At 68.3% G+C, this 22426-nt stretch carries 21 protein-coding genes and 2 tRNA genes; 15 read left to right on the forward strand and 8 right to left on the reverse strand.

Features of this window, described 5'->3' with window-relative positions; genetic code table 11:
* Positions 1-30 precede the first annotated feature (30 nt).
* The 8 genes from AC06FD_RS03190 to AC06FD_RS03225 all read left to right on the forward strand — a co-directional run bounded on the left by AC06FD_RS03190 (position 31) and on the right by AC06FD_RS03225 (position 8311).
* Entirely contained in the window at positions 31-1119 is a 1089-nt protein-coding gene (locus AC06FD_RS03190; RefSeq protein ID WP_394162491.1) for an acetylornithine deacetylase, read from the forward strand.
* Positions 1120-1192: 73 nt separating this feature from the next.
* A complete protein-coding gene (locus tag AC06FD_RS03195) occupies positions 1193-2518 on the forward strand; it encodes an acetylglutamate kinase (protein WP_259203441.1) in 1326 nt (441 codons plus the stop codon).
* A gap of 5 nt (positions 2519-2523) precedes the next feature.
* Complete coding sequence (locus tag AC06FD_RS03200; RefSeq protein WP_478076957.1) at positions 2524-3123, forward strand: GNAT family N-acetyltransferase; 600 nt, start codon at positions 2524-2526, stop codon at positions 3121-3123.
* Entirely contained in the window at positions 3120-4073 is a 954-nt protein-coding gene (argC, locus tag AC06FD_RS03205; protein ID WP_394162495.1) for an N-acetyl-gamma-glutamyl-phosphate reductase, read from the forward strand. Before AC06FD_RS03200 ends, argC begins: the two co-directional genes overlap by 4 nt.
* A gap of 74 nt (positions 4074-4147) precedes the next feature.
* Complete coding sequence (argH, locus tag AC06FD_RS03210; protein WP_449336155.1) at positions 4148-5443, forward strand: argininosuccinate lyase; 1296 nt, start codon at positions 4148-4150, stop codon at positions 5441-5443.
* Positions 5444-5513: 70 nt separating this feature from the next.
* A complete protein-coding gene (locus tag AC06FD_RS03215; protein ID WP_394162499.1) occupies positions 5514-5774 on the forward strand; it encodes a YciI family protein in 261 nt (86 codons plus the stop codon).
* Positions 5775-5785: 11 nt separating this feature from the next.
* The gene (gene proB / locus AC06FD_RS03220) at positions 5786-6934 is read left to right on the forward strand and encodes a glutamate 5-kinase (protein ID WP_478076958.1); all 1149 of its coding nucleotides are present in this window, start codon (positions 5786-5788) and stop codon (positions 6932-6934) included.
* 114 nt (positions 6935-7048) lie between these two features.
* Positions 7049-8311: a glutamate-5-semialdehyde dehydrogenase gene (locus AC06FD_RS03225; RefSeq protein ID WP_478076959.1), complete on the forward strand. Its 1263-nt coding sequence runs from the start codon at positions 7049-7051 to the stop codon at positions 8309-8311.
* 82 nt (positions 8312-8393) lie between these two features.
* Here AC06FD_RS03225 and AC06FD_RS03230 read toward each other — a convergent pair whose 3' ends face one another.
* From AC06FD_RS03230 to AC06FD_RS03255, 6 genes are all read right to left on the reverse strand, one after another.
* Positions 8394-9605 carry a CynX/NimT family MFS transporter gene (locus AC06FD_RS03230; RefSeq protein ID WP_478076960.1) on the reverse strand — a complete coding sequence of 404 codons (1212 nt, stop codon included), beginning with the start codon at positions 9603-9605 and terminating at the stop codon, positions 8394-8396.
* A gap of 378 nt (positions 9606-9983) precedes the next feature.
* Positions 9984-10060, reverse strand: a tRNA-Pro gene (locus tag AC06FD_RS03235).
* A 139-nt stretch (positions 10061-10199) separates the two neighbouring features.
* Positions 10200-10276: transfer RNA gene (locus AC06FD_RS03240), tRNA-Pro, on the reverse strand.
* Between the two features lie 56 nt (positions 10277-10332).
* Positions 10333-10446, reverse strand: a complete 114-nt coding sequence (gene cydX, locus AC06FD_RS03245) for a cytochrome bd-I oxidase subunit CydX (protein WP_259203427.1) — start codon at positions 10444-10446, stop codon at positions 10333-10335.
* 53 nt (positions 10447-10499) lie between these two features.
* Complete coding sequence (gene cydB / locus AC06FD_RS03250; RefSeq protein ID WP_478076961.1) at positions 10500-11654, reverse strand: cytochrome d ubiquinol oxidase subunit II; 1155 nt, start codon at positions 11652-11654, stop codon at positions 10500-10502.
* Positions 11655-11669: 15 nt separating this feature from the next.
* Positions 11670-13253 carry a cytochrome ubiquinol oxidase subunit I gene (locus AC06FD_RS03255; protein ID WP_259203425.1) on the reverse strand — a complete coding sequence of 528 codons (1584 nt, stop codon included), beginning with the start codon at positions 13251-13253 and terminating at the stop codon, positions 11670-11672.
* Positions 13254-13481: 228 nt separating this feature from the next.
* Here AC06FD_RS03255 and cydD point away from each other — a divergent pair, with 228 nt between their 5' ends.
* From cydD to AC06FD_RS03270, 3 genes are all read left to right on the forward strand, one after another.
* On the forward strand, positions 13482-15212 hold the full coding sequence (gene cydD / locus AC06FD_RS03260; protein WP_478076962.1) for a thiol reductant ABC exporter subunit CydD: 1731 nt from the start codon (positions 13482-13484) through the stop codon (positions 15210-15212).
* Positions 15209-16894: a thiol reductant ABC exporter subunit CydC gene (gene cydC / locus AC06FD_RS03265; RefSeq protein ID WP_478076963.1), complete on the forward strand. Its 1686-nt coding sequence runs from the start codon at positions 15209-15211 to the stop codon at positions 16892-16894. Before cydD ends, cydC begins: the two co-directional genes overlap by 4 nt.
* A 351-nt stretch (positions 16895-17245) precedes the next feature.
* Entirely contained in the window at positions 17246-18577 is a 1332-nt protein-coding gene (locus AC06FD_RS03270; RefSeq protein ID WP_478076964.1) for a S41 family peptidase, read from the forward strand.
* Between the two features lie 86 nt (positions 18578-18663).
* On the opposite strand, the gene AC06FD_RS03275 is transcribed toward AC06FD_RS03270, so the two are convergent.
* Complete coding sequence (locus AC06FD_RS03275) at positions 18664-19068, reverse strand: hypothetical protein (protein ID WP_478076965.1); 405 nt, start codon at positions 19066-19068, stop codon at positions 18664-18666.
* Between the two features lie 272 nt (positions 19069-19340).
* Between AC06FD_RS03275 and AC06FD_RS03280 the strand changes: the two genes are divergently transcribed.
* Positions 19341-19610 (forward strand): hypothetical protein, encoded by a 270-nt coding sequence (locus tag AC06FD_RS03280; RefSeq protein WP_259203414.1) that lies wholly within the window; start codon positions 19341-19343, stop codon positions 19608-19610.
* Positions 19611-19757: 147 nt separating this feature from the next.
* Positions 19758-20438 carry a L,D-transpeptidase family protein gene (locus AC06FD_RS03285; RefSeq protein ID WP_394162686.1) on the forward strand — a complete coding sequence of 227 codons (681 nt, stop codon included), beginning with the start codon at positions 19758-19760 and terminating at the stop codon, positions 20436-20438.
* Between the two features lie 65 nt (positions 20439-20503).
* Here the strand turns inward: AC06FD_RS03285 and AC06FD_RS03290 are convergent, their stop codons facing one another.
* Positions 20504-21409 (reverse strand): LysR substrate-binding domain-containing protein, encoded by a 906-nt coding sequence (locus AC06FD_RS03290; protein WP_259203413.1) that lies wholly within the window; start codon positions 21407-21409, stop codon positions 20504-20506.
* 132 nt (positions 21410-21541) lie between these two features.
* Between AC06FD_RS03290 and AC06FD_RS03295 the strand changes: the two genes are divergently transcribed.
* A complete protein-coding gene (locus AC06FD_RS03295) occupies positions 21542-22093 on the forward strand; it encodes a hypothetical protein (protein ID WP_478076966.1) in 552 nt (183 codons plus the stop codon).
* 1 nt (position 22094) lies between these two features.
* Positions 22095-22424, forward strand: coding sequence for a hypothetical protein (locus AC06FD_RS03300; RefSeq protein ID WP_478076967.1), 330 nt, complete (start codon positions 22095-22097; stop codon positions 22422-22424).
* Positions 22425-22426 lie beyond the last annotated feature (2 nt).

Below are 22426 nucleotides of genomic sequence, written 5' to 3' on the forward strand. Positions count from 1 at the left end.
GCCCTGGCCATGGCGAAGGACCCCCGACACATGCTGGAACAGACGCTCACCCACCTGCAGGCCCTGGTGTCGTTCGACACGCGCAATCCGCCGCGTGCGATCACCACCGGCGGCATCTTCGATTACCTGCGCGCCAACCTGCCCGGGTTCAACGTGGAGGTGATCGACCATGGCGACGGCGCGGTCAGCCTGTACGCCGTGCGCGGGACGCCGAAGTACCTGTTCAACGTGCACCTGGATACCGTGCCGGACTCGCCGCACTGGAGCGCCGATCCGCACGTGATGCGGCGCGCGGAAGACCGGGTGATCGGGCTGGGCGTGTGCGACATCAAGGGCGCTGCTGCTGCGCTGGTGGCCGCTGCGAATGCCAGCGAGGGCGATGCCGCGTTCCTGTTCTCCAGCGACGAGGAGGCCAACGACCCGCGTTGCATCGCAGCCTTCCTCGCCCGTGGCATTCCGTACGACGCGGTGCTGGTCGCCGAGCCCACGATGAGCGAGGCGGTGCTCGCGCACCGTGGCATCAGCTCGGTGCTGATGCAGTTCAAGGGCCGGGCAGGGCATGCGTCGGGCAAGCAGGATGCGGCGGCGAGCGCGCTGCACCAGGCCATGCGCTGGGGCAACCGCGCGCTGGACCATGTGGACTCGCTGGCGCATGCACGCTTCGGCGGGCTGACGGGCCTGCGCTTCAACATCGGTCGGGTGGAAGGCGGCATCAAGGCCAACATGATCGCCCCGGCTGCCGAAGTGCGGTTCGGGTTCCGCCCGCTGCCGTCGATGGACATCGATGCGCTGCTGGCCACCTTTGCCGGGTTCGCCGAGCCGGAGGCCGCGGTATTCACCGAGACCTTCCGCGGCCCGAGTTTCCCGGCCGGTGACATCGCCGAAGCGGAAAACCGCCGGCTCGCCGCGCGAGATGTGGCCGACGCGCTGGATATCCCGATCGGCAATGCGGTGGACTTCTGGACCGAAGCCTCGCTGTTTTCCGCCGGTGGTTACACCACGCTGGTGTATGGCCCGGGCGACATCGCCCAGGCCCACACCGCCGATGAGTTCGTGACGCTGGAGCAGCTGCAGCGCTACGCCGACGCGGTACACCGCATCATCGCCCAAGGCGCCTGATTCCATGACGCCGTCGTGGCCTGCCACTGACGGATCCCCCATCGCGGCCGCGGCCGCCTGTGACGATACCGAAATGCCTTCTTCCCAGCCCCACCGCCAGACCCGTCAGACCATCGTGCGCCTGCTCTCGAGCATGGCCAGCGCGAAGGAGATCAGCCAGTACCTCAAGCGTTTTTCGCAGCTGGACGCCAAACGCTTCGCCGTGGTCAAGGTCGGCGGCGCGGTGCTGCGCGACGACCTGGAGGCGCTGACGTCCTCGCTGTCGTTCCTGCAGGAAGTCGGCCTGACCCCGATCGTGCTGCACGGCGCCGGTCCGCAGCTGGACGCCGAGCTGTCGGCGGCGGGCATCGTCAAGGAAACCGTCAACGGCCTGCGCGTGACCTCGCCGGAAGGCCTGGCGATCGTGCGCCGGGTGTTCCAGGCCTCCAACCTGCAACTGGTCGAAGCCCTGCAGCAGAACGGTGCGCGTGCCACGTCCATCACCGGCGGCGTGTTCGAGGCCGAGTACCTGGACCAGGCCACCTACGGGCTGGTCGGCGAGGTCAAGAAGGTCAACCTGGCCCCGATCGAAGCCAGCCTCCGCGCCGGTTCCATCCCGGTGATCACCAGCCTGGGCGAAACCCGCTGCGGGCAGATCCTCAACGTCAACGCCGATTTCGCCGCCAACGAGCTGGTCCAGGAACTGCAGCCGTACAAGATCATCTTCCTCACCGGCACCGGCGGCCTGCTCGACGAGGAGGGCAAGGTGATCGACTCGATCAACCTGTCCACCGAGTACGACCACCTGATCGCCCAGCCGTGGATCCACGGCGGCATGAAGGTCAAGATCGAACAGATCAAGGACCTGCTGGACCGGCTGCCGCTGGAGTCCTCGGTCTCGATCACCCGCCCGGCCGACCTGGCCAAGGAACTGTTCACCCACAAGGGCTCGGGCACGCTGGTGCGCAAGGGCGAGAAGGTGCTGCGCGCCACCGCCTGGGAGGAACTGGACCTGCCGCGCCTGAAGCAGCTGATCGAATCCAGCTTCGGCCGCACGCTGGTGGCGGACTACTTCGACAAGACCCGTCTGCTGCGTGCCTACGTGAGCGAGAACTACCGCGCCGCGGTGATCCTCACCGACGAGGCCGAAGGCGTGTACCTGGACAAGTTCGCCGTGCTCGATGATGCCCAGGGCGAAGGCCTGGGCCGAGCGGTGTGGAACGTGATGCTGGATGAAACCCCGCAGCTGTTCTGGCGCTCGCGCCATGGCAACCCGATCAACCACTTCTACTACGCCGAATCGGATGGTTGCTACAAGCAGGGGACCTGGAAGGTGTTCTGGTTCGGCGCCGATGGGTTCGAGCGCATCCGCACCTACGTTGAACACTGCGCCGCGCGCAGCCCCAGCCTGGAGGGCTGACCCCCATGAATCACGCCGATTGGACCAAAGTCCCCACCCTGGCCGGCACGCACGCGCGGCTGGAGCCGCTGCAGATGGCGCACATCGACGGGCTGCGTGGCGCGCTGGGCGACGGCACGCTGTCCAGCCTCTGGTACACCCAGGTGCCCAGCGCCAAGAGCATGACCGGCTACGTGCAGGCCGCGCTGCAGGCGCAGGCCGAGGGCAAGGCGCTGCCGTTCGTGGTCCTCAATGCCGCCGATGAAGTGGTCGGCACCACCCGTTACTACGGCATGGAAGAGGACGTGCCCAGGCTGAGCATCGGCTACACCTGGTATGGCGAGGCCGCCCAGCGCACCGGCGTGAACACCGAAACCAAGCTGATGCTGCTCACCCACGCCTTCGAGCGGCTGAACTGCCTGAGCGTGGTGTTCGAAACCAGCTGGTTCAATTTCGCCTCGCGCACCGCGATCGCGCGGCTGGGCGCCAAGCAGGACGGCGTGCTGCGCAACCACAAGCGCCACCCCGACGGCACCCCGCGCGACACCGTCATCTTCTCCATCATCGACGCGGAATGGCAGGGCGTGAAGCGCCACCTGCAGCACCGCCTGGACGCACACGCATGAGCACTACCTCTTTCACCGTCGGCATCGTCGGCGCCCGCGGCCATACCGGCGCCGAGCTGATCAAGCTGATCGCCGCGCACCCGAACCTGCAGCTGGGCTTCGTATCCTCGCGCGAGCTGGCTGGTCAACGCGTGGCCGACCACCATGCCGACTGGCAGGGCGAGCTGCAGTTCGAGAACCTGGACGCCGACGCGGTCGCCGCCAAGGGCATGGACGCGGTGATCCTGGCGCTGCCCAATGGCTTGGCCGCACCGTTCGTGGCGGCGCTGGATGCGGCCAGGCCAGAGACGGTGATCGTGGACCTCTCGGCCGATCACCGCTTCGAGCCGAGCTGGTTCTACGGCCTGCCCGAGCTGACCCGTGGCGATTACCTGGGCCAGAAACACATCAGCAACCCGGGCTGCTATGCAACCGCCATGCAGCTGGCGATCAGCCCGCTGCTCAAGCAGTTGGCGGGCCCGCCGCAGTGCTTCGGGGTGTCCGGCTATTCCGGCGCCGGCACCACGCCCTCGGACAAGAACAACCCCGAGCTGCTGCGCGACAACCTGATGCCCTACGCGCTCACCAACCACGTGCACGAGCGCGAAGTGACCGCGCACCTGCGCGTGCCGGTGGAATTCATGCCGCACGTGGCCCCGCATTTCCGCGGCATCACCATGACCGTCAACCTGTGGCTCAACACCGTGGTCAAGCGCGAGGACGTGATCGCGCTGTACCAGGCGTATTACGCCCACGAGGGCTTGATCGAGGTGCTCGACGAGGCACCGTGGGTGAGCCGGATCGCCGGCCGGCATGGCGCGCAGATCGGCGGTTTCGACGTGGCCCCCGGCGGCAAGCGGGTGGTGGTGGTGGCGACCCTGGACAACCTGCTCAAGGGCGCGGCCACCCAGGCCATGCAGAACCTCAACCTGGCCCTGGGCCTGGACGAACTGGCCTCGATCCCGCACTGAACCTTATCCGCTGCGCACCCGACCCCGGGTGCGCGCGTACAACCCGGCGGACGATTCCGCCTACGGAGCAAGACATGGCAGACCTTCTGTGGCAGAAGCCCGGCGTGGCGGTGGACGCCAAGATCCAGACCTTCCTGGCCGGCGATGATGTGATCCTGGACCGCGAGTTCTTCCTGTACGACGTGGCCGCCAGCAAGGCGCACGCACAGGGCCTGCAGCACATCGGCATCCTGTCCGGCGACGAGCTGGACGGCCTGCTGCGCGAGCTGGACGTGCTGGGCGAGGACTTCCGCAGTGGCGCCTTCGTGCTGGACGAGCGCTTCGAGGACTGCCATTCGGCGATCGAAGCGCGGCTGACCGAACGCCTCGGCGACGCCGGCCGCAAGATCCACACCGGGCGCAGCCGCAACGACCAGATCCTGGTCGCCACCCGGCTGTGGCTGAAGGACAAGCTGCTGCAGGTGGCCGGCCTGAGCCGGGAGATCGCCAAGGTCGCACTCGACCGCGCCGAGGCCGAAAAGGACCTACCGGTGCCGGGCTACACCCACATCCAGCGCGCCGTGGTGTCCTCGGCGGGCATGTGGTGGGCCGGCTGGGCCGAGGCGTTCATCGACAATGCCATCCGCGCGCACGACACCTTCGCGCTGATCGATGCCAATCCGCTGGGCACCGCCGCCGGCTACGGCGTCAACCTGCCGCTGGACCGCGCCCACACCACCGCCGCGCTGGGCTTTGCGCGCATGCAGGTCTCGCCGATCTATGCGCAGCTCTCGCGCGGCAAGTTCGAGCTGGCCGCCCTGGAAGCCCTGGGCGGGGCCACCCTGGACCTGCGCCGCATCGCGTGGGACCTGTCGCTGTTCACCAGCGGCGAGTTCGGCTTCGTCGCGCTGCCGGCGCAGTACACCACCGGCAGCTCGATCATGCCCAACAAGCGCAATCCGGACGTCATCGAACTGATGCGCGCCACCCATGCCAGCGTGGCCGCGGCGCGCACCGAGATCGAACAGCTGCTGTCGCTGCCGTCCGGTTACCACCGCGACCTGCAGAGCAGCAAGGGCGCCATCTTCCACGGCTTCGGCCGTGGCCTGGCCGCGCTGGAGCTGTTGCCGGCGCTGCTGGCCAACCTGGAATGGCGCGATGACAAGCTGCGCGCCGCCATCGACTCGGGCATGTATGCCACCGACGTGGCGGTGGAAGCGGCCGTGGCCGGCGTACCGTTCCGCGAGGCCTACAAGGCCGCGGCCGCCGGTGCCGACAGTGCAGGGCAGGGGCGCACGCCCGAAGGCAGCCTGGCCGCGCGCGTCTCGCCCGGTGCCGCCGCCGACCTGCGGCTGGACGAGCTGCGTGCCCGTTGGGCCGCACTGGTGTGATCACGACGGCGACCGCAAGGTCGCCGTTTCTTCATCGTCGTGCCGGGCCCGCCCGGCCAAGGGAAACTGCATGAAAACCTGTTACCTGGTCCTGGTCACGCGGACCCCGGCGTTCCGCGACGAGGTGGGCGCCGAGCACGCGCGTTTCCTCGACGAGGTGCGCGCCCGCGGCCAGCTGCTGCTGACCGGCGGTTTCAGCGACAAGCGCGGCGGTGCCTACGTGCTGCAGGACATCGCCGACCTGGCCGCCGCGCAGGCGCTGGTGGACACCGACCCGTTGCTGGTACACGGCAGCGCCACCGCCCGCATCCACGAATGGAACACGCGCTGAGGCGCACACCGATGACGCTGCCCGTGCATTCGCCGTTCCCCGAACAACCCGTCCCGGCGTGGAAGCGCGCGGTGCTCAAGGTCGGCAGCAGCCTGCTCGCCGCCGACGGTGGTGGCCTGTCGCCACGCCACGCACTGGGGCTGGCGCAGTTCGTCTCGGCCAATGTGCTGGCCGGGCGCGAGGTGGTGATCGTTTCCTCCGGCGCGGTGGCCGCCGGCCGCGCCATCGTGCCGCGCGCGCTGGAAGCCGGTGCGGCCATGGCGGCGCGCCAGGCGCTGGCGGCGCTGGGCCAGGCACAGCTGATCGGGCTGTGGCAGCGCTTCTTCGAGCGCCCGGTGGCGCAGGTGCTGCTCACCCACGACGACCTGCGCAATCGCCGTCGCTACCTCAATGCGCGCGCTACCCTCAATGAGCTGCTGCGGTTGGGCGCGCTGCCGGTGGTCAACGAGAACGACACCGTCTCGGTGGACGAGCTCAAGCTGGGCGACAACGACAACCTCGCCGCCACCGTGGCCGCGCTGATCGATGCCGACGTGCTGTTCATCGCCACCGACATCGATGGTCTGTACAGCGCCGACCCGCGCCGCGACCCGCAGGCGCGTCCGATCCATGACGTGCCCGAGCTCACCGGCGAGGTGCTGGCGATGGCCGGTGGCGCCGGCAGTGGGGCGGGCACCGGCGGCATGCATACCAAGCTGGAGGCCGCCGCCAAGGCCGGCCGGGCCGGCATCGACACCTGCCTGTTCAACGGCCGCGACAGCGAGGTGGTCCGCGCATTGGCGCAGGGGCGCCTGTTCGGCACGCGCATCCACGCCGCGCAGACCCGCGTGGCCGCCCGCAAGTACTGGCTGCGGCATGCGCCGCTGGAGCCGGGCGCGATCCTGGTCGACGACGGCGCGGCAACTGCGCTGCGCGACAAGGGCGCCTCGCTGCTGCCCGGTGGCGTGCGCGGCGCGGACGGGGACTTCCGCCGTGGCGACATGGTCGAAGTACGTCTGTGCGATGCCAGTGGCGAGGTACGGTTGGCGCGGGGCGTGAGCCAGTATTCGGCCAGCGACATCCGCCGCATCGCCGGCCGCCATTCGCGCGACATTGAAAGCGTGCTCGGCTACAACTACGGTGGCAACGTGATCCATCGCGACGACCTGGTGCTGCTGTGATCGGCGCCTTGGGATGTCGCGCGACGCACTGCGTGGCGGCGCACCCGGGCATCGTTCGAGACTCCGCAGCCACGCATGGCGTGGCCCTACGCTGCTTTTTCCGAGGATATTGAGATGGTCGCCAGCTCCCCCTCCGACATCCGCGCCCAGGCGCTGGCCTGCCGCGACGCGGCCCAGCAACTGGCGCAGCTGTCCTCCACCGCCAAGGCGGCGCTGCTGGAGGCGATGGCCGCCGCACTGGAGGCCGATGCCGATGCGATCCTCGCCGCAAACGCGCGCGACCTCGCCGCCGCGAGCGAAAAGGGCGTCGGCACCGCGATGCTGGATCGCCTGGCGCTGAACCCGCAGCGCCTGGCCGGCATCGCCGCGGCCCTGCGTGAGGTCGCCGCGCTGCCGGACCCGGTCGGCACGATCACCCGCGACGACGTGCGCCCCAACGGCATCCGCGTGCAGAAGGTGCGCGTGCCACTGGGCGTGATCGCCATGATCTACGAGGCGCGCCCGAACGTGACCGCCGATGCAGCGGCGCTGTGCATCAAGGCGGGCAACGGCGTGATCCTGCGCGGCGGTTCGGAGGCGATCCATTCCAATACCGCCATTGCCGCCGCACTCAAGCGCGCACTGCGCGAGGCCGGCGTGGCCGATGCCGCGCTGACCCTGGTCGACGACCTGCGCCGCGAGACCATGCTGGAACTGCTGCAGCTCAACGACCTGGTGGACCTGGCGATCCCGCGCGGGGGCGAAGGCCTGATCCGCTTCGTGGCCGAGCACGCGCGCGTGCCGGTGATCAAGCACTACAAGGGCGTGTGCCACCTGTACGTGGACCGCGCGGCCGATGTGGAGAGTGCGCTGGCGCTACTGGTGGACGGAAAATGCAGCCGGCCGTCGGCCTGCAACTCGCTGGAGACACTGTTGGTGCACGCCGACAGCGCCGCGACCTTCCTGCCGTTGGCCGACGCGGCACTGCGCGCGCGTGGCGTGCAACTGCGTGCCGATGACCGTGCGCGCCAGTGGCTCGCCGATGCGCAGCCGGCCACCGACGAGGATTACGCCGCCGAGTACCTGGACCTGGTCATCGCCGTGCGCGTGGTCGACGACCTCGAGCAGGCGCTGGCGCATATCCAGCAATACAGCTCGGACCACACCGAGGTGATCGCCACCGAAGACCCGCAGGCAGCCGAACGTTTCGTGCACGCGCTGCGCTCGGCGGTGGTGATGGTCAACGCGTCCTCGCGCTTCTCCGACGGCGGTGAGCTCGGCCTCGGCGCGGAGATCGGCATCTCCACCACGCGCCTGCACGCCTACGGCCCGATGGGCCTGGAGGCGCTCACGGTCGAGCGCTTCGTGGTGCGCGGCGAAGGCCAGACCCGCGCGTAAAGGGTAGAGCCGGCCATTGGCCGGCTCCCTCGGATGCAACGCACGCGCTGTCGGCCGACGGCGGGCGCTGCCCGTGGTCAGATCACCACTGGTCTTCGAGCTTCTGCGGCTTGCAGGCCACCCACGAGGCGGCCAGCAGCACCAGCGCGCAGAACACCAGGAACCCGAACGGCAGGTACCACGCGCCGCTGATCGCGTGCAGCCAGCCGAACAGGAACGGCCCCAGGCAGCTGAAGGCATAGCCGACGCCCTGCATGAAACCGGACAACGCCGCCGAGCCGGCCGGGGTGCGGGTGCGCAGGTTGATCAGGGTCAGCGCCAGCGGGAAGGTGGACGGGCCGATGCCGAGCAGGATCGCCCACAGCCACGGCGCCTTCATCGGCGCGAACAGCAGCCCGGCGAACGCGATCAGGAACGCGGAAAAGCCGATCAGCACCAGCGGGAACGGGTTGCGCAGGCGCACGGCCAGGGCTGGCATGGTCAGCGACGGCAGCAGGCCGCAGGCGGCGAAGATGGCCACCATGATCCCGCCGAAGCCCGGGCTGGCACCGGCTTCCACCACGATCCTCGGCAACCAGGTGAACATCGAGTAGGTCATCAGCGAGGTCATGCCGAACATCAGCGTCATGCCCCAGCCCAGCGGCGTGCGCCAGACCTTGCCGTGCGGCTGCGCGGCCGGATCGGCGGCGGTGTCCAGCGGGTCCGGGTGCGGGCGGCGCCGGGCCAGCATCAGCCACGGCAGCGCGGCGGCCAGGGCGAGGATCGACCAGATGCCGAGCGACACGCGCCAGCCGGCGCTTTCGGCCAGCGGCACGGCGAGCAGGGCCGGCATCATCGTGCCGACCTGCAGCACGGTGATGTACAGCGTGCTGACGGTGCCGACGCGGTTGGCGAAGTAGCGCTTCACCAGCGGCGGCACCACCACGTTGCCGATGCCCATGCCGGCCAGCGCGACGATGGAGCCGAACAGCAGGCTGCCAATGCCGCCGGCCATCGAGCGCAGCAGCAGGCCCACGGTGGCCAGGCCCATGGCGAGCAGGGCGGTGCGTTCCAGCCCGATGCGACGGGCCACCATCGGCGTGGTAACGCCGAACAGCGCGAACGAGGCCGTGGGCAGCATGCCGAGCACACCGGTCATCGTGGTGCCGAAGCCGAAGGTCGTGCCGAGCAGGTCCAGCAGCGGGGTCACCGAGGTAACCGCGGTGCGCAGGTTCAGCGCAGCCAGCAGGATGGCGGCAAAGGCCAGCATGCGTCCGCGCAACAGGGACGAGGCAGGGGGATCGGTTGGCGTCATGGGCGTGGATCTCGTGCAGGTGGCGCAACACCGTGGGGGCGGATGTGCGGAAACGCCGCCGCCGGCGCAGGGCCGGTGGCAGCGTGGATTCAATGGCAAGGATGGGGCAGGCCGCGCGCATCCCGAAGGCGGGCATTGTACCTGCGCGGTCTGTCCGGGCGATGAAACGCGGTCATGCCACGCAGGGCCGGGGCGGGTGGGAGATCAGGAACACCGCGCTGAACGCGACACCCTTCCATGACGGTAGAGCCGAGCCACGCTCGGCTGCCCTTCGCGCGGCGAACGCACCGGCTGACATACCCGCAAAGGCACGCAGAACGACAAACACAAAAAAGCCCGGAGGACGTGAGTCTTCCAGGCTTCAATGTGACCAGTAACTGGTCGGGGAGACAGGATTCGAACCTGCGACCTCTACGTCCCGAACGTAGCGCTCTACCAGACTGAGCTACACCCCGTAAGGAGCCGCCTATTGTAGCCATCCCCGCATTCGGCGGCAAGGGGGATGTTTCATTCACCTTCGGTGCCGTGTCACCACGGCCTTAGACACAAAAGCCTGGAAATCGTGTTTCCAGGCTTCGATGCGACCACCAGAAGTGGTCGGGGAGACAGGATTCGAACCTGCGACCTCTACGTCCCGAACGTAGCGCTCTACCAGACTGAGCTACACCCCGAAGGAGCCGCCAAGAATACGGTGTGAAGGCCGTATCGGCAACCTTTTTTTACAGTTTCAACGCTGCTCGTCGTCCAGCCGGCTGGTTTCGCGGGCTTCGAACCACATGCCGTTGAGGATGGCCACGACCGAGGCCAGGCCGGCGCCGAGGATCCAGGCGAAGTACCACATGGTCAATCTCCTATGTGCGGGGGTGGGGGCCGGCCGCTGGCCGGCGCAGGGGATCAATACGCGTTGGGGTTGTCGCCCATTTCCTCGGCGGTCGTCTTGCCCTTCAACACGCGGTACACCCAGGTGGTGTAGGCCAGGATGATGGGCAGGAAGATGGCCGTGGCGATCAGCATGATCCACAGCGTGAGGTGGCTGGACGAGCTGTCCCAGACGGTCAGGCTGGAGGTGGGCTGGCTGGAGGAGGGCAGCAGGAACGGGAAGATCGCAAAGCCGACGGTGAGGATGATGCCGGCGATGGACGTGCCCGAGGCGATGAACGCCAGGCCGCCACGGCGGGCACGCAGCAGCACCGCACTGGCCAGCGCACCGAGCAGGCCAAGCACCGGGAACACCAGGGTGGCGGGCATGCTGCTGTAGTTGCGCAGCCAGCCACCGACCACGGTGCCGATTTCGGCGGTCTTCAGCAGCGGGTTGGTCGGGCCGTCGGTGACCACCTGCGAGGTGATCTGGTAGCCGGGCAGGCCGAAGGCCACCCACGCGCCGGCGGCGGCGAACAACACGAAGCTGACCAGCGCCGCGACACTGCCGTAACGGGCCGCCCGCTCGGCCACCGGGCCGTCGGTCTTGATCACCAGCATTGCCGCGCCATGCGAGACCAGCATGGCGACGCTGACCAGGCCGGCCACCAACGCGAACGGGGTAAGCAGGCCGAAGAACGAGCCGGTGTAGAAGATGCGCATGCTGTCATCGAAGTGGAACGGCACGCCCAGCAGCACGTTGCCCACGGCCACGCCGGCGATCAGGCCCGGCAGCAGGCCACCCACGAACAGCACGCGGTCCCAGTTGTCGCGCCAGCGCTTGGACGGCATCTTGCTGCGGTACTTGAAGCCGACCGGCCGCAGGATCAGGCCGAACAGCATGGCAAACACCGCCAGGTAGAAGCCGGAGAAGCTGACCGCGTACAGCGGCGGCCAGGCGGCGAAGATCGCGCCACCGCCCAGCACCAGCCATACCTGGTTGCCTTCCCAGACCGGGCCGACGGTGTTGATCACCAGCCGGCGTTCGTCGTCGGTCCTGGCCACGAACGGCAGCAGGGTGCCGACGCCGAGGTCGAAACCGTCCATGACCGCCCAGCCGATCAGCAGGATGCCGAGCAGCAGCCACCAGATCACGCGGAGCGTGGTGTAATCAAGTGCAATGAAGTCCATCTGGATTCTCCTGCCTCAGGCTTGGCCGGGGGCGGCGGCAATGGGGGTAACGGGGCGGATGTCGGCCTGCAGGGTGGGCAGGATGTCGTCGGGGCCCTTGCGGATCGCCTTCAGCATCAGCTTGACCTCGATCACCAGCAGCACCGTGTACAGCGCGGTGAACACCGCCAGCGTGGTCAGGATTTCATGCAGTGCCAGGCCCGATGCGGCATAGAAGGTGGGCAGCACGCCGTCCACCGCCCACGGCTGGCGACCGTACTCGGCCACGAACCAGCCGCACTCGATCGCGATCCACGGTGCCGGCAGCGACCACACGGCCAGCTTCAGGAACCAGCGCTTGTCCTGGAAGCTGTTCCTGCAGGAGAAGTAGAAGGCCACCGCGAAGAATGCGATCAGGTAGAAGCCCAGGCCCGCCATGATGCGGAAGGTCCAGAACAGCGGGGCAACGCGCGGCACGGTATCCATCGCCGCCTTGGAGATTTCTTCCGGTGTGGCGTTGAGGATGTCCTCGCGGTACCGCTTGAGCAGCAGCCCATGGCCAAGATCCTGCCAGTGGCGGTCGAACATCTCACGCGCTTCGAGGTCGTTCTTGTCCTTGCGCACGCGCTCCAGCGCACCGTAGGCGAGCTGGCCGCCGCGGATGCGGTTCTCGGCGCGGCCCACCAGTTCCAGGATGCCGGGGATCGGCTGGTCCAGCGAACGGGTGGCGATCAGCCCCATCAGGTACGGGATCTTGATCGCGTAATCATTGGCGTGGGTGCTCTGGTTGGGGATGCCGAAGGCGGTGAAGTCGGCCGGGGCACGCTCGGTTTCCCACATCGCCTCGATCGCGGCCAGCTTCATCTTCTGGTGTTCGCTGGCGGCATACCCGCTCTCGTCACCCAGCACCACCACCGACAGCGACGACAGCAGGCCGAACGCGGCAGCCACCGCGAACGAGCGGCGGGCCATGTCCTTGTACTTGTTGCGCAGCAGGTACAGCGCACTGATGGACATCACGAAGATCGCGCCGGTCACGTAGCCGGCACTGACGGTATGCACGAACTTGGCCTGCGCCACCGGGTTGAACAGCACCGCGGCGAAGTCGACCACTTCCATGCGCATCGTTTCCGGGTTGAACACCGCACCGGTCGGGTTCTGCATCCAGCCGTTGGCGATCAGGATCCACACCGCCGACAGGTTGGTGCCCAGCGCCATCAGCCAGGTCACGGTGAGGTGCTTGACCGCGCTCAGGCGCTTCCAGCCGAAGAAGAACAGGCCGATGAAGGTGGCTTCCAGGAAGAACGCCATCAGCCCTTCGATCGCCAGCGGCGCACCGAAGATGTCGCCGACGTAATGGCTGTAGTACGACCAGTTCATGCCGAACTGGAATTCCATCACCAGGCCGGTGGCCACGCCGATGGCGAAGTTGATGCCGAACAGCGTGCCCCAGAACAGGGTCATCTGCCGCCAGACCTGTTTGCGGGTCATGACGTACACGCTCTCCATGATGGCCACCAGGAAGGACAGGCCAAGCGTGAGCGGGACGAATAGGAAGTGGTACATCGCGGTCAGGGCGAATTGCAGCCGTGACAGTTCTACGACTGTCTGATCAATCATGGCCTGGCTACCTCGTTGGGTTTTGCCGTTTCAGGTGGCGGGAAGGGGTCTACGGAGTGAATTCTGTGACCAGCAACTTCAAACAGCCTTGATTCAGATCAATGTACAAACGGTTCCACGAGGGAATCGTATGCGATCGGCGCAGCCTGCGACCGCTTGCCGCACGGGGGCCATCCCGGCACCCACTACAATCGACCGGAACCTCCCTGTGTCCCTCTGTGAGCTGTCTTGAGCATACCCCCTGACGCGAGCCCTGCCGATACCGCCGCCCTGCGCCGCCAGCGCCTGCACTGGCTGGGCAGCCTGGCGGTCGCCGCGCGCAGCCGCCAGCGCCTGGCCGCGCTGTGCATCTGCCTGTCCGGTGCGCTGTTGATCGGGCAGGCGGCGGCAATCGCCTGGTTGATCCAGGCCGTGCTGGTGCAGCATCGCCCCTTGGCCAGCGCGGTGCCGGTGCTGGTCGCGCTGCTGGCGGTGCTTGTCATCCGCGCGCTGCTGGGCAGTGCCACCCAGGCGGCGGCGGGCGAGGTGGCCGACACCGCGCGGCTGGCGCTGCGCGAGCGGGTCTACCGGCGGCTGCTGGCGCGCGGCCCGCTGTGGCTGCGCCAGCAGCGCACCGGTGAGCTGGGCGAGCTGATGCTCACCCATGCCGATGCAGTCGAGAATTATTACGCCGGCTACCAGCCGGTCCGCATCGAAGTGGTGGTGGTGCCCCTGCTGATCGTGCTGGCCGTGGCCTGGACCGACTGGGTGGTGGCGCTGATCCTGGTGTTCACCGCGCCGCTGGCGCCGTTCTTCATGATGCTGGTCGGCTGGGGCGCCGAAGCGGCCGGGCGTGCCCAGCTGGGTGAGCTGGCGCGGATGAGCGGGCACTTCGCCGACCGCATCAAGGGCCTGGGCCTGCTGCGCCTGTATGGCCGGGGCGAGGCCGAGCTGGATGGCGTGGCCGCCGCCGCCGAAGGCGTGCGCGAGCGCACCATGAAAGTGCTGCGGATCGCATTCCTCTCCTCCACGGTGCTGGAGTTTTTCGCCTCGATCAGCGTGGCGATGGTCGCGCTGTACTTCGGGCTGAGCTACCTGGGGCTGATGTCGCTGCATGCGCAGGTGCCCACGCTGGGCGTGGGGATGTTCTGCCTGCTGTTGGCCCCGGAGTTCTACGCGCCGCTGCGGCGCCTGGCCGCGCACTACCACGATCGTGCCAACGCGCTGGCCGCTGCGGCCGAGGTTGAGCGCCTGCTCGGCGAACTGCCCGCCGCTGAGACCGCCGTCGACGCACCAGCGGCGGTGCCGCGTGCACCGGAGCTGCTGGAACAGCACGCGCCGCCGGTGCAGGTGCGCGACCTGGTGCTGCGCCCCGTGGGAGCGCGGCACGATGTGATCCAGGGGCTGTCTTTCCAGATCGAGCCCGGCCAGCGCCTGGCGCTGGTCGGCCCCAGTGGCAGCGGCAAGAGCACGCTGCTGGAGGCGCTGGCCGGCTGGCTGCCGCCGCAGTCGGGCAGCATCGTGCTGCGCCCGGGCATGGACGTGGGGTATGCGGGCCAGCGCCCGTATCTGTTCCACGGCAGCATCGCCGACAACCTGCGCCTGGCCGACCCGGGGGCCACCGATGCGCACCTGCGTGCGGTGGCCGAGGCCGCGCAGGTGATGCGCTTTGCCGAGGCACTGCCCGACGGGCTGGACACGGTGATCGGTGAGCGCGGCGTCGGCCTGTCCGGCGGCGAAGCACGGCGGATCGGGCTGGCGCGGTTGCTGCTGCGCGACCCGCAGCTGCTGCTGCTCGACGAGCCCACCGCGTTCCTCGACCCGGACACCGAGGCCGACCTGCTGCGCACCCTCGCCGCCTTCGCACGCGGCCGCGCAGTGGTCATCGCCACCCACAGCGAGGTCGCGATGCGCTGGGCCGATACCCGCCTCACCCTCACCGCCGGCGGCACGGCACTGGCCACGGAGGCCTCGCCATGAGCACCCCGCGCATCCACACCCCGCGCACCGATTCCCTGCGCGGCGTCTTCGCCCGCCATCGCGGTCGCCTGCTGCTGACCGTGCTGCTGCTGTGGATCACCATGCTGGCCGGCACCGCGCTGCTCGGCCTGTCCGGCGGCTTCCTCACCGCAGCGGCGCTGGCCGGCGCGGCCGGGCTCGGCAGTGGGTTCAACTTCTTCTCCCCATCGGCGGGCATCCGCGGCCTGACCATGGCGCGGATCGCCTCGCGCTATTTCGAGAAGCTGGTCGGCCACGATGTCACCCTGCGCATCGCACGCGACCTGCGCGTGTGGTTCTTCCGTCGCGCGCTGCCGCTGGCACCGGCGCGGCTGGCCGGCGTGCGCACCGGGGAGCTGCTGGCACGGCTGATGTCGGACATCGGCGAAGTGGATGGCCTGCTGGTCCGTGCGATCGGCCCGCTGCTGGCGTTGGGCGGCATTTCGCTGGCGGCGGTGGTCTCGGCCGCGCTGATCCATCCGCCGGCCGCGCTGCTGCTGGCGGTGTTGGCGCTGCTGATCGGCATCGGCGTGCCGTGGCTGACCGTGCGCGGCGCGGGTGGCGAGGAGCGCGACCGCGCATGGCATCGTGCGCAGCTGCGCGCGCAGGCGTTCGAAGGGTTGGAAGGTGCAGCCGACCTCACCGCGCTGCAGGCGCGCGAGCACTGGAACCAGCGCGTGCTGGTGGCCGCCAAACAGTTGAGATCGCGCGACCGTCGCCGTCGCTGGCGGCTGATCGGCGGCAATGCACTGCATGGCCTGTGCGCGGCGGCCGGGTTGCTGGCGATGGTGTGGGTGGCGTTGCTTGGCTTCCAGCGCGGCGCCATCGATGCGGCCATGGCGGCCGCGCTGGTGTTCCTCACCGTGGCGTTGCTGGAGCTGTGGGCGGGCATCGGCCTGGCCTGGCAGTCGTGGCTGTCCGGCCGGGTGGCGGCGGTGCGGCTGGAGCAGATCGTCGAGCAGGCCCCCGGCGTGGCCGAGCCACGCGATCCGGTACCGCTGCCTGCGGAGGCGGCCTTGCTCAGCGTCGAACACGTCACCTTCCAGTGGCCGGGGCAGGCACGCCGGGTCCTGGATGAGGTGCAGCTGCAGCTGCGCCCGGGCGAGCGCATCGCCATCCGCGGCGACAGTGGCAGCGGCAAGACCACGCTGTCCTCGCTGCTGCTGCGGCTGTGGGACCCGGCCTCGGGCTACGTCCGCTACGGCGGCGTCGACATCCGCCAGTTCAGCCAGGCCGAGTGGCATCGCCAGATCGCCTGGCTGCCGCAGAATGCGCCGGTGTTTGCCGGCAGCATCGCCGACAACCTGCGCCTGGGCGACCCGCAGGCCAGCGACGCGCAGCTGTGGCAGGTGCTAACCGACGTGCGCCTGCAGGCCTGGGCCGACCAGCTGGGGGGGCTGCACGCCTGGGTCGGCGAGAACGGCGCGACCATGTCCGCCGGCCAGGCCCGGCGGTTGGCGCTGGCGCGCGCGCTGCTGCGTGGCTCGCCGATCCTGCTGCTGGACGAGCCCACCGACGGCCTGGACGTGGATACCGCGCATGCATTGCTGCATGACATGGTGGCGGCGCTGGGTGGGCGCAGTCTGTTGATGATCACCCACGACGTATTGCCCGAGGGCATCGTGCATCGCAGCTATCGGCTGCGCGAGGGGCGGCTGGGGTAGGGGAGGGCTGGCCGGCCATGGCCAACTATCCTGGCCCCGAGTTCGACAGCCGCGTCGATCGTGCGCGGCTGCGCGACGCCGCATTCGATCGTTGCGACACGCAGGAGGGCGTGCTGTTCCGAACATCCTCGCCACTGATGCACGCGCTCGATCCGGATGCCGGTTTTTCCGCGTGGCAGTCGCAGTTGAAGCACGCATGCGCAGACGGTACATTCCACGCTGCCTGGCACCGAGTGACATCCTCGGAATCCGTCGTGATCCGAAAGACCCGCTCCCCTGCGGATGTCGGGATGTCGACGGCCGTACAGGTGAACCAAGGATGGTTTTTCAACCCGGACAAGGACGTTGCCCATGCCCCGCACCGCGATGTTTCTCCTTCTTGCGCTGCTCAGCAGTGGCGCGTCAGCGGACACCGTCTGGACGGGCACCAGCCCACTCTCGGTCACCCGCGGTGCGGGCGACATCCTGGAAACGCGCGGCGGCGCCATCACCCTGTCGGCCGAATCCACCGGTGATAAGGCATTCGTCGGCGCCATCACCTCGCTGGACGCCGGTCCGTTCCAGGGGCGGGAGGCGCGCCTGGCCGGCAGCGTGCAGGTAACCGATGGCAACGGCATCGCCACGCTCTGGATCCGTGCGGATGGCCCGACAGGGCGTTTGGCCTTCGCGAGTTCGGGGGACGAGCCGGTGCATCTGGCTGACGGCGCACAAGCGAGGGAACTGCGGCTCTATATCCCTTCGGGAACGACCCATCTCAAGCTGGGGGCCACCCTGAACAGCCCCGGGCGTGTCGCAGTCGAGCATCTCACGCTGACGGCGCAGGATGCGCCGTCGGGCGGCGTATCGGCCTATGACGTGGTCGCGTATGCCCTTGCCACGATTCGCGCCAACGCCTTGAACGCCGACAAGGTTGACTGGCCGACCGTGCAGCAGGCGCAGCTGACGCCGGAGCTGAAACAACGTCCCGCCCAGGAGGCGTACGGCAGGATACGCAAGGTCCTGGACGCGCTGGCAGATCGCCACAGCTTCCTCCAGTCTCCCAACGAAGCCTTGGCATACCGCCAACGAGCCGTGGCGACGCGGGCCATCGAGGTGAGGCCGATGCAGGACCTCGGCTACGTACTGGTGCCCGGCCTGCGCGGGACCGATGCAGCCGCCGGTGAAGCCTTCGCGACCGGACTATGCGAGCAGATCGCGCGGCTGGCCCCAACGTCCACCAAGGGCTGGATCCTCGATCTTCGCCAGAACACCGGCGGCAACATGTGGCCCATGCTCAGCGGCGTGCACGCGCTGCTGGGCGATGGCGAGGTCGGTGCATTCCGCGATCGCAACGGGGTGGCGACATCGTGGCGCGCCCGCGCGCCCAAGGCGTGCGGTGGCGACATGGCCCACCATCGTGTGGCAGTGCTGGTGGGGCCGAAGACGGGGAGCTCCGGCGAGGCGGTGGCCGTGTCGTTCAGGGCCCGTCCGGGCACCCGCTTCTTCGGGCAGCCGACCGCGGGTCTTGCCACTGCCAACCGCGGCTATCCGCTCCCGGATGGCGGCGCCCTGCGGCTGACCAGGGCGATGATGCTCGATCGCTCGGGTGTGGCCTACCCACATGGCATACAGCCCGAGCAGCCTGTGCCCAGCGATCAGGACGCCATCGAGGCAGCGGCAGCATGGCTGCGTTCAATGCCCTGATCCAATAACGCAGCACGGTGCGCTCCTGATGGGTCAGGGGAGGGCAGGTGCGTCCACGTCGCCCGCCGTAGCGCGCGCCTGCGCACTCAGAGCTTGCCGGCCGCCATGTAGCGATGCACGCCCCGTGCGACGAGCAACCGCAGTTCGTCCAGCAGGACCGGGTCATTGACCGTCATGTTGAAGCAGGATTTCCCGTGCATGTGTTTCTTCAGAAGCGGGCTGATCGCCACCAGCAGTTCGGGGAAGTCGTAGACGGGCATGAAGTGGAATGCACATCTGCTGCCGGACATCTTTACCGCGGCAAAGAACTGCGCCTTGCCGTTGGCGGCGGCGTGCATGCCGTTGGCGTAGAAGTGCGCGTCGTCGTCGTGCACGACGACAAGATGATCCTTGTACGGGAGCAGCAGATCCCGCAACGCGGCGAACAGACCCGGCGACGTCGGTCCGTGCGCCGTATCTGTCTGGGTGGCTGAAGCGCGTGGGTGTTTCATGGGTGGCCCGGATCAGCGCGCAGGTGGGGATCGAAGAGAGTGACAGACGAGGCAGTCTGGCAGGGTCACCGCCAGCGACCCATCTGGCCGAAATCAGCCGCAATGGACGTTCGCGGCGGGTCGCGCAGCACCCGCGTATTCAGGCTCCGTCACGGCGGATTTCGCGTCCTTCACGCCCCCTCTACTTCCTCCAACTGTAGCTGAAAGCGTTTCCTGACTCGGGCGAAAAGCCGGCTATATTCCGGAGACCCCAGACGAAAGGAGGGTGTGCAATGTCCCTTAACAAGCAGCATTTGACGATGGCTCGTAGTTTCGGTGTGGCGATTGTCGTCGCCGTCGGACTCAGCTCCTGCGCCACCTACAAAGACGAATTTGCAACGATCAACTCACGCCTCGACCAGCTCGATGTGAAGGTGCAGGGCGCCGCCCAGAGCGCCGAGTCCGCCAATCAGTCCGCCCAACAGGCCAACCAGCGTCTGGATCAGATCGAAGGCCGCGTCCAGCAGCTCGAACAGGCCCCGCGACGCAAGCCGCGCGGTTGATCGCTCCTGCACCACGTGTGAAAAACGCTTGAATCGGGGACCGGTGGCCGCTTCTGGCCACTGGTCCCCCTGAGCCACACGCGCTTCATTCCGAGGACCCTTCCCATCCGTACGCACTCTTACATTGCACGCCATGCTGCGCTGGCCCTGGCGCTGGCATTGACCAGCGTCGGTGCGGCCAGCGCGGCAGACAACGCCACGCAACCTGTGGCCGCCGTTGATGAGCTTCCGCAGGGCCAGGACGTGTCCGATACCGTGATCGAACTGGCCGGCTGGGTAGTGGCCAGCAAGGACAGCCAAGGCTATCCGTTCGCGGTCATGGACAAGGCCGCTGCACAGATCCTGGTGTTTGGTGGTGATGGCAAGCTTCGCGGCGCAGCACCCGCGCTGTTCGGCTCGGCTACCGGCGACCACTCCGCCCCGGGCGTTGCCGGCCTCGCGCTGCGCGAGATTCCGGGGCGCGATCGCACTACACCGGCCGGTCGTTTCGTCGGCGGCTACGGCCCCTCCATCGATGCCGGCCGCGTGCTGTGGGTGGACTACGATTCCGCCGTGTCCATCCACCCGACGCCGCCGGGCACGCCGGCAGAGAAGCGCGCCGAACGCCTCGCGTCGCCCACGCCGGATGACAACCGCGTCACCCATGGCTGCATCAACGTGTCCTCGGAGTTCTACGAGCGCGTCGTGCGGTCCACGTTCGAGCGCGGCGGTGTGTTCTACGTTCTGCCGGACAACGCGTCGATGGCAGAGACCTTCCCGGAGTTCGCGCAGAGCCGCGCGACGGCGCAGCACGAGGATGGAAAGCGGGAGCGCTCCGGACGCCATTGAGTGCTGGTTGCCCGAGCGCACCGCCGCGCTCTCCCTGCGCCGCAGGCCACGCGCTGCAGGGCCGCTCAAGCCTCCCGGTCGGCGCCCGGCTTGCCCGCCACGTCCAGTAGCCAGTGCGCAAACACCTGCACCGGGCCGGCCGTCAGGCCGATTGGCTCGGGCAGTACCAGGCAGAAGGTCTTTGATACGCGCGTGGGGTGCGCCCACGGCGCGACCAGGCGCCCCTGTTCCAGTTCCGCCTCCACGTACAGGCGCGGGACCAAGGCAACGCCCAACCCGGCCAGCGCCGCCTCGATCAGCATCGCGTGCAGGTCGTAGCGCGCGCCTACCGCGGGATTGGTGAGGAGCACGCCTGTCTCCTCGGCATAGCGCTGCCAGGCGTCAGGGCTGTGCCGCCTGTGCAGACGCGGCAGCGTGTCCAATGCGGGCAAGCGCTTGCGCCCGCCGAGCAGCGAGGGGTGGCAAACCGGCAAAAGCACTTCCTGCAGCAGCGGATAGGTCCGCATGCCCGCCCACGCTGGATGCTCGAAGTGCACGGCGGCATCGACCCCGCTTCCTGCCAGCGCAAACGGTTCGGTGCGCTCGGACAGATGCACGGTGATGTTGGGATGCAGTCGGCTAAAACCGGCCAGGCGGGGGATGAGCCAGCGCATCGCGAACGTCGGTGTAACGGCGATGTCCAGGCTCGCGGCGTTCTCCGGCTGGCCCATCAGGTATTGGCTGTCCCGGTCCAGCCGGTCCAGCAGCTCACGGACCTGGCCGGCGTAGCGCGCGCCATTGGGCAGCAGGCGGACACGATTGCCGATGCGTTCGAACAGCGCGACCCCCAGGAACGACTCCAGCCTGCCGATCTGGCGGCTGATGGCGCCTTCGGTCAGCGAAAGCTCTTCCGCGGCCCGCGCGAAGCTGCCATGGCGGGCAGCCGCTTCGAAGGCGGTCAGGGCGGCGCTGCTGGGGATTTTTCTGCGCATGAAGGGCGTCCAGCGTGACGTTGTGTCACGGAAGCATACCGATTTATCGCTTTTGCGCCTGAAAAGGCAGGCCTAGCATGATGGAACGTCAATGAGGGCCGGGCGCTGGGCCCGGGCCAGGAGAGCACGTCCATGATCTACGCCGTCGAATGCAACTTTGCCGATCCTGCCAGTGAGGCGGAGTGGAACCACTTCTACAGCCTGCAGAAACTGCCCGCACTCATTTCCGTGCGCGGCTTCCACACCTCGCAACGCTTCAGGGCATCCGGTCCCGGCTGCCCCGCTTACCTCGCCCTGCACACGATCGACGGCCTTGAGGTTCTGCTGGGCGAGGAGTACGCCCGGAAGGGCGGTGGCAATTTCGCGCGCTGGCAGCGGCACATCACCCAGTGGCGCCGCACTCTGTACGACAGCCCGGGCCGGGCGCCGGCCATCGAACCGGGCGGGTATCTGCTGGTGAGCCACGCGGGGCCGGGCCCGCTGACGGCGATGGGGATCACCTCGCAGGCGCTGCATGCCGTTGCCCTCGACTGCATGCCTGCACGACTCTGGCTGGCATCGGTTGCGCAGGCGGGAGCGCCGGGCGTGGATACCCTGCCCGAGGGCGTGCACGCCTATGTGCCGCTGACCGGGCAGCTGAACAGCCCGCAGGGTGCTGCACCCCGTGCACTGGAGCCGCGCTGACATGCCCGGGCTGACGATCTACTTCACCGAGCAACGCATGCCGGCGCACACCCATCTGGCGGCGCTCACCGAACGATGCACGCAGTTGTGTACCGACCTGCTTGGGGCGGCCCTGGACAACGTGCACATCCAGTACCTGGGCGCGCGTCACGGGCGCGGCTACCCGGCGTCCGCGGAACTGACCTTCCGTCTTTCGCCGGCGAGAACGCCAGCGCTCATGGACGAATTCATGCGTCAGCTCGCGCTGGCGATCCAACAGCATGCAGGGATGGCGGCGCGTATCCGTTGCTTTGGCTGCACCCCCGCGTCACTGCACGCCCGGAACGGATGACC

The organism is Stenotrophomonas sp. Steno-Z1, from assembly GCF_056393175.1.

Bases quoted from the DNA above. Each gene is read 5' to 3' on its own strand.
- AC06FD_RS03190 (WP_394162491.1), top strand. From the start codon at position 31: ATGCTGGAACAGACGCTCACCCACCTGCAGGCCCTGGTGTCGTTCGAC.
- AC06FD_RS03195 (WP_259203441.1), top strand. From the start codon at position 1,193: ATGCCTTCTTCCCAGCCCCACCGCCAGACCCGTCAGACCATCGTGCGC.
- AC06FD_RS03200 (WP_478076957.1), top strand. From the start codon at position 2,524: ATGAATCACGCCGATTGGACCAAAGTCCCCACCCTGGCCGGCACGCAC.
- argC (WP_394162495.1), top strand. From the start codon at position 3,120: ATGAGCACTACCTCTTTCACCGTCGGCATCGTCGGCGCCCGCGGCCAT.
- argH (WP_449336155.1), top strand. From the start codon at position 4,148: ATGGCAGACCTTCTGTGGCAGAAGCCCGGCGTGGCGGTGGACGCCAAG.
- AC06FD_RS03215 (WP_394162499.1), top strand. From the start codon at position 5,514: ATGAAAACCTGTTACCTGGTCCTGGTCACGCGGACCCCGGCGTTCCGC.
- proB (WP_478076958.1), top strand. From the start codon at position 5,786: ATGACGCTGCCCGTGCATTCGCCGTTCCCCGAACAACCCGTCCCGGCG.
- AC06FD_RS03225 (WP_478076959.1), top strand. From the start codon at position 7,049: ATGGTCGCCAGCTCCCCCTCCGACATCCGCGCCCAGGCGCTGGCCTGC.
- AC06FD_RS03230 (WP_478076960.1), bottom strand. From the start codon at position 9,605: ATGACGCCAACCGATCCCCCTGCCTCGTCCCTGTTGCGCGGACGCATG.
- cydX (WP_259203427.1), bottom strand. From the start codon at position 10,446: ATGTGGTACTTCGCCTGGATCCTCGGCGCCGGCCTGGCCTCGGTCGTG.
- cydB (WP_478076961.1), bottom strand. From the start codon at position 11,654: ATGGACTTCATTGCACTTGATTACACCACGCTCCGCGTGATCTGGTGG.
- AC06FD_RS03255 (WP_259203425.1), bottom strand. From the start codon at position 13,253: ATGATTGATCAGACAGTCGTAGAACTGTCACGGCTGCAATTCGCCCTG.
- cydC (WP_478076963.1), top strand. From the start codon at position 15,209: ATGAGCACCCCGCGCATCCACACCCCGCGCACCGATTCCCTGCGCGGC.
- AC06FD_RS03270 (WP_478076964.1), top strand. From the start codon at position 17,246: ATGCCCCGCACCGCGATGTTTCTCCTTCTTGCGCTGCTCAGCAGTGGC.
- AC06FD_RS03275 (WP_478076965.1), bottom strand. From the start codon at position 19,068: ATGAAACACCCACGCGCTTCAGCCACCCAGACAGATACGGCGCACGGA.
- AC06FD_RS03280 (WP_259203414.1), top strand. From the start codon at position 19,341: ATGTCCCTTAACAAGCAGCATTTGACGATGGCTCGTAGTTTCGGTGTG.
- AC06FD_RS03290 (WP_259203413.1), bottom strand. From the start codon at position 21,409: ATGCGCAGAAAAATCCCCAGCAGCGCCGCCCTGACCGCCTTCGAAGCG.
- AC06FD_RS03295 (WP_478076966.1), top strand. From the start codon at position 21,542: ATGATCTACGCCGTCGAATGCAACTTTGCCGATCCTGCCAGTGAGGCG.
- AC06FD_RS03300 (WP_478076967.1), top strand. From the start codon at position 22,095: ATGCCCGGGCTGACGATCTACTTCACCGAGCAACGCATGCCGGCGCAC.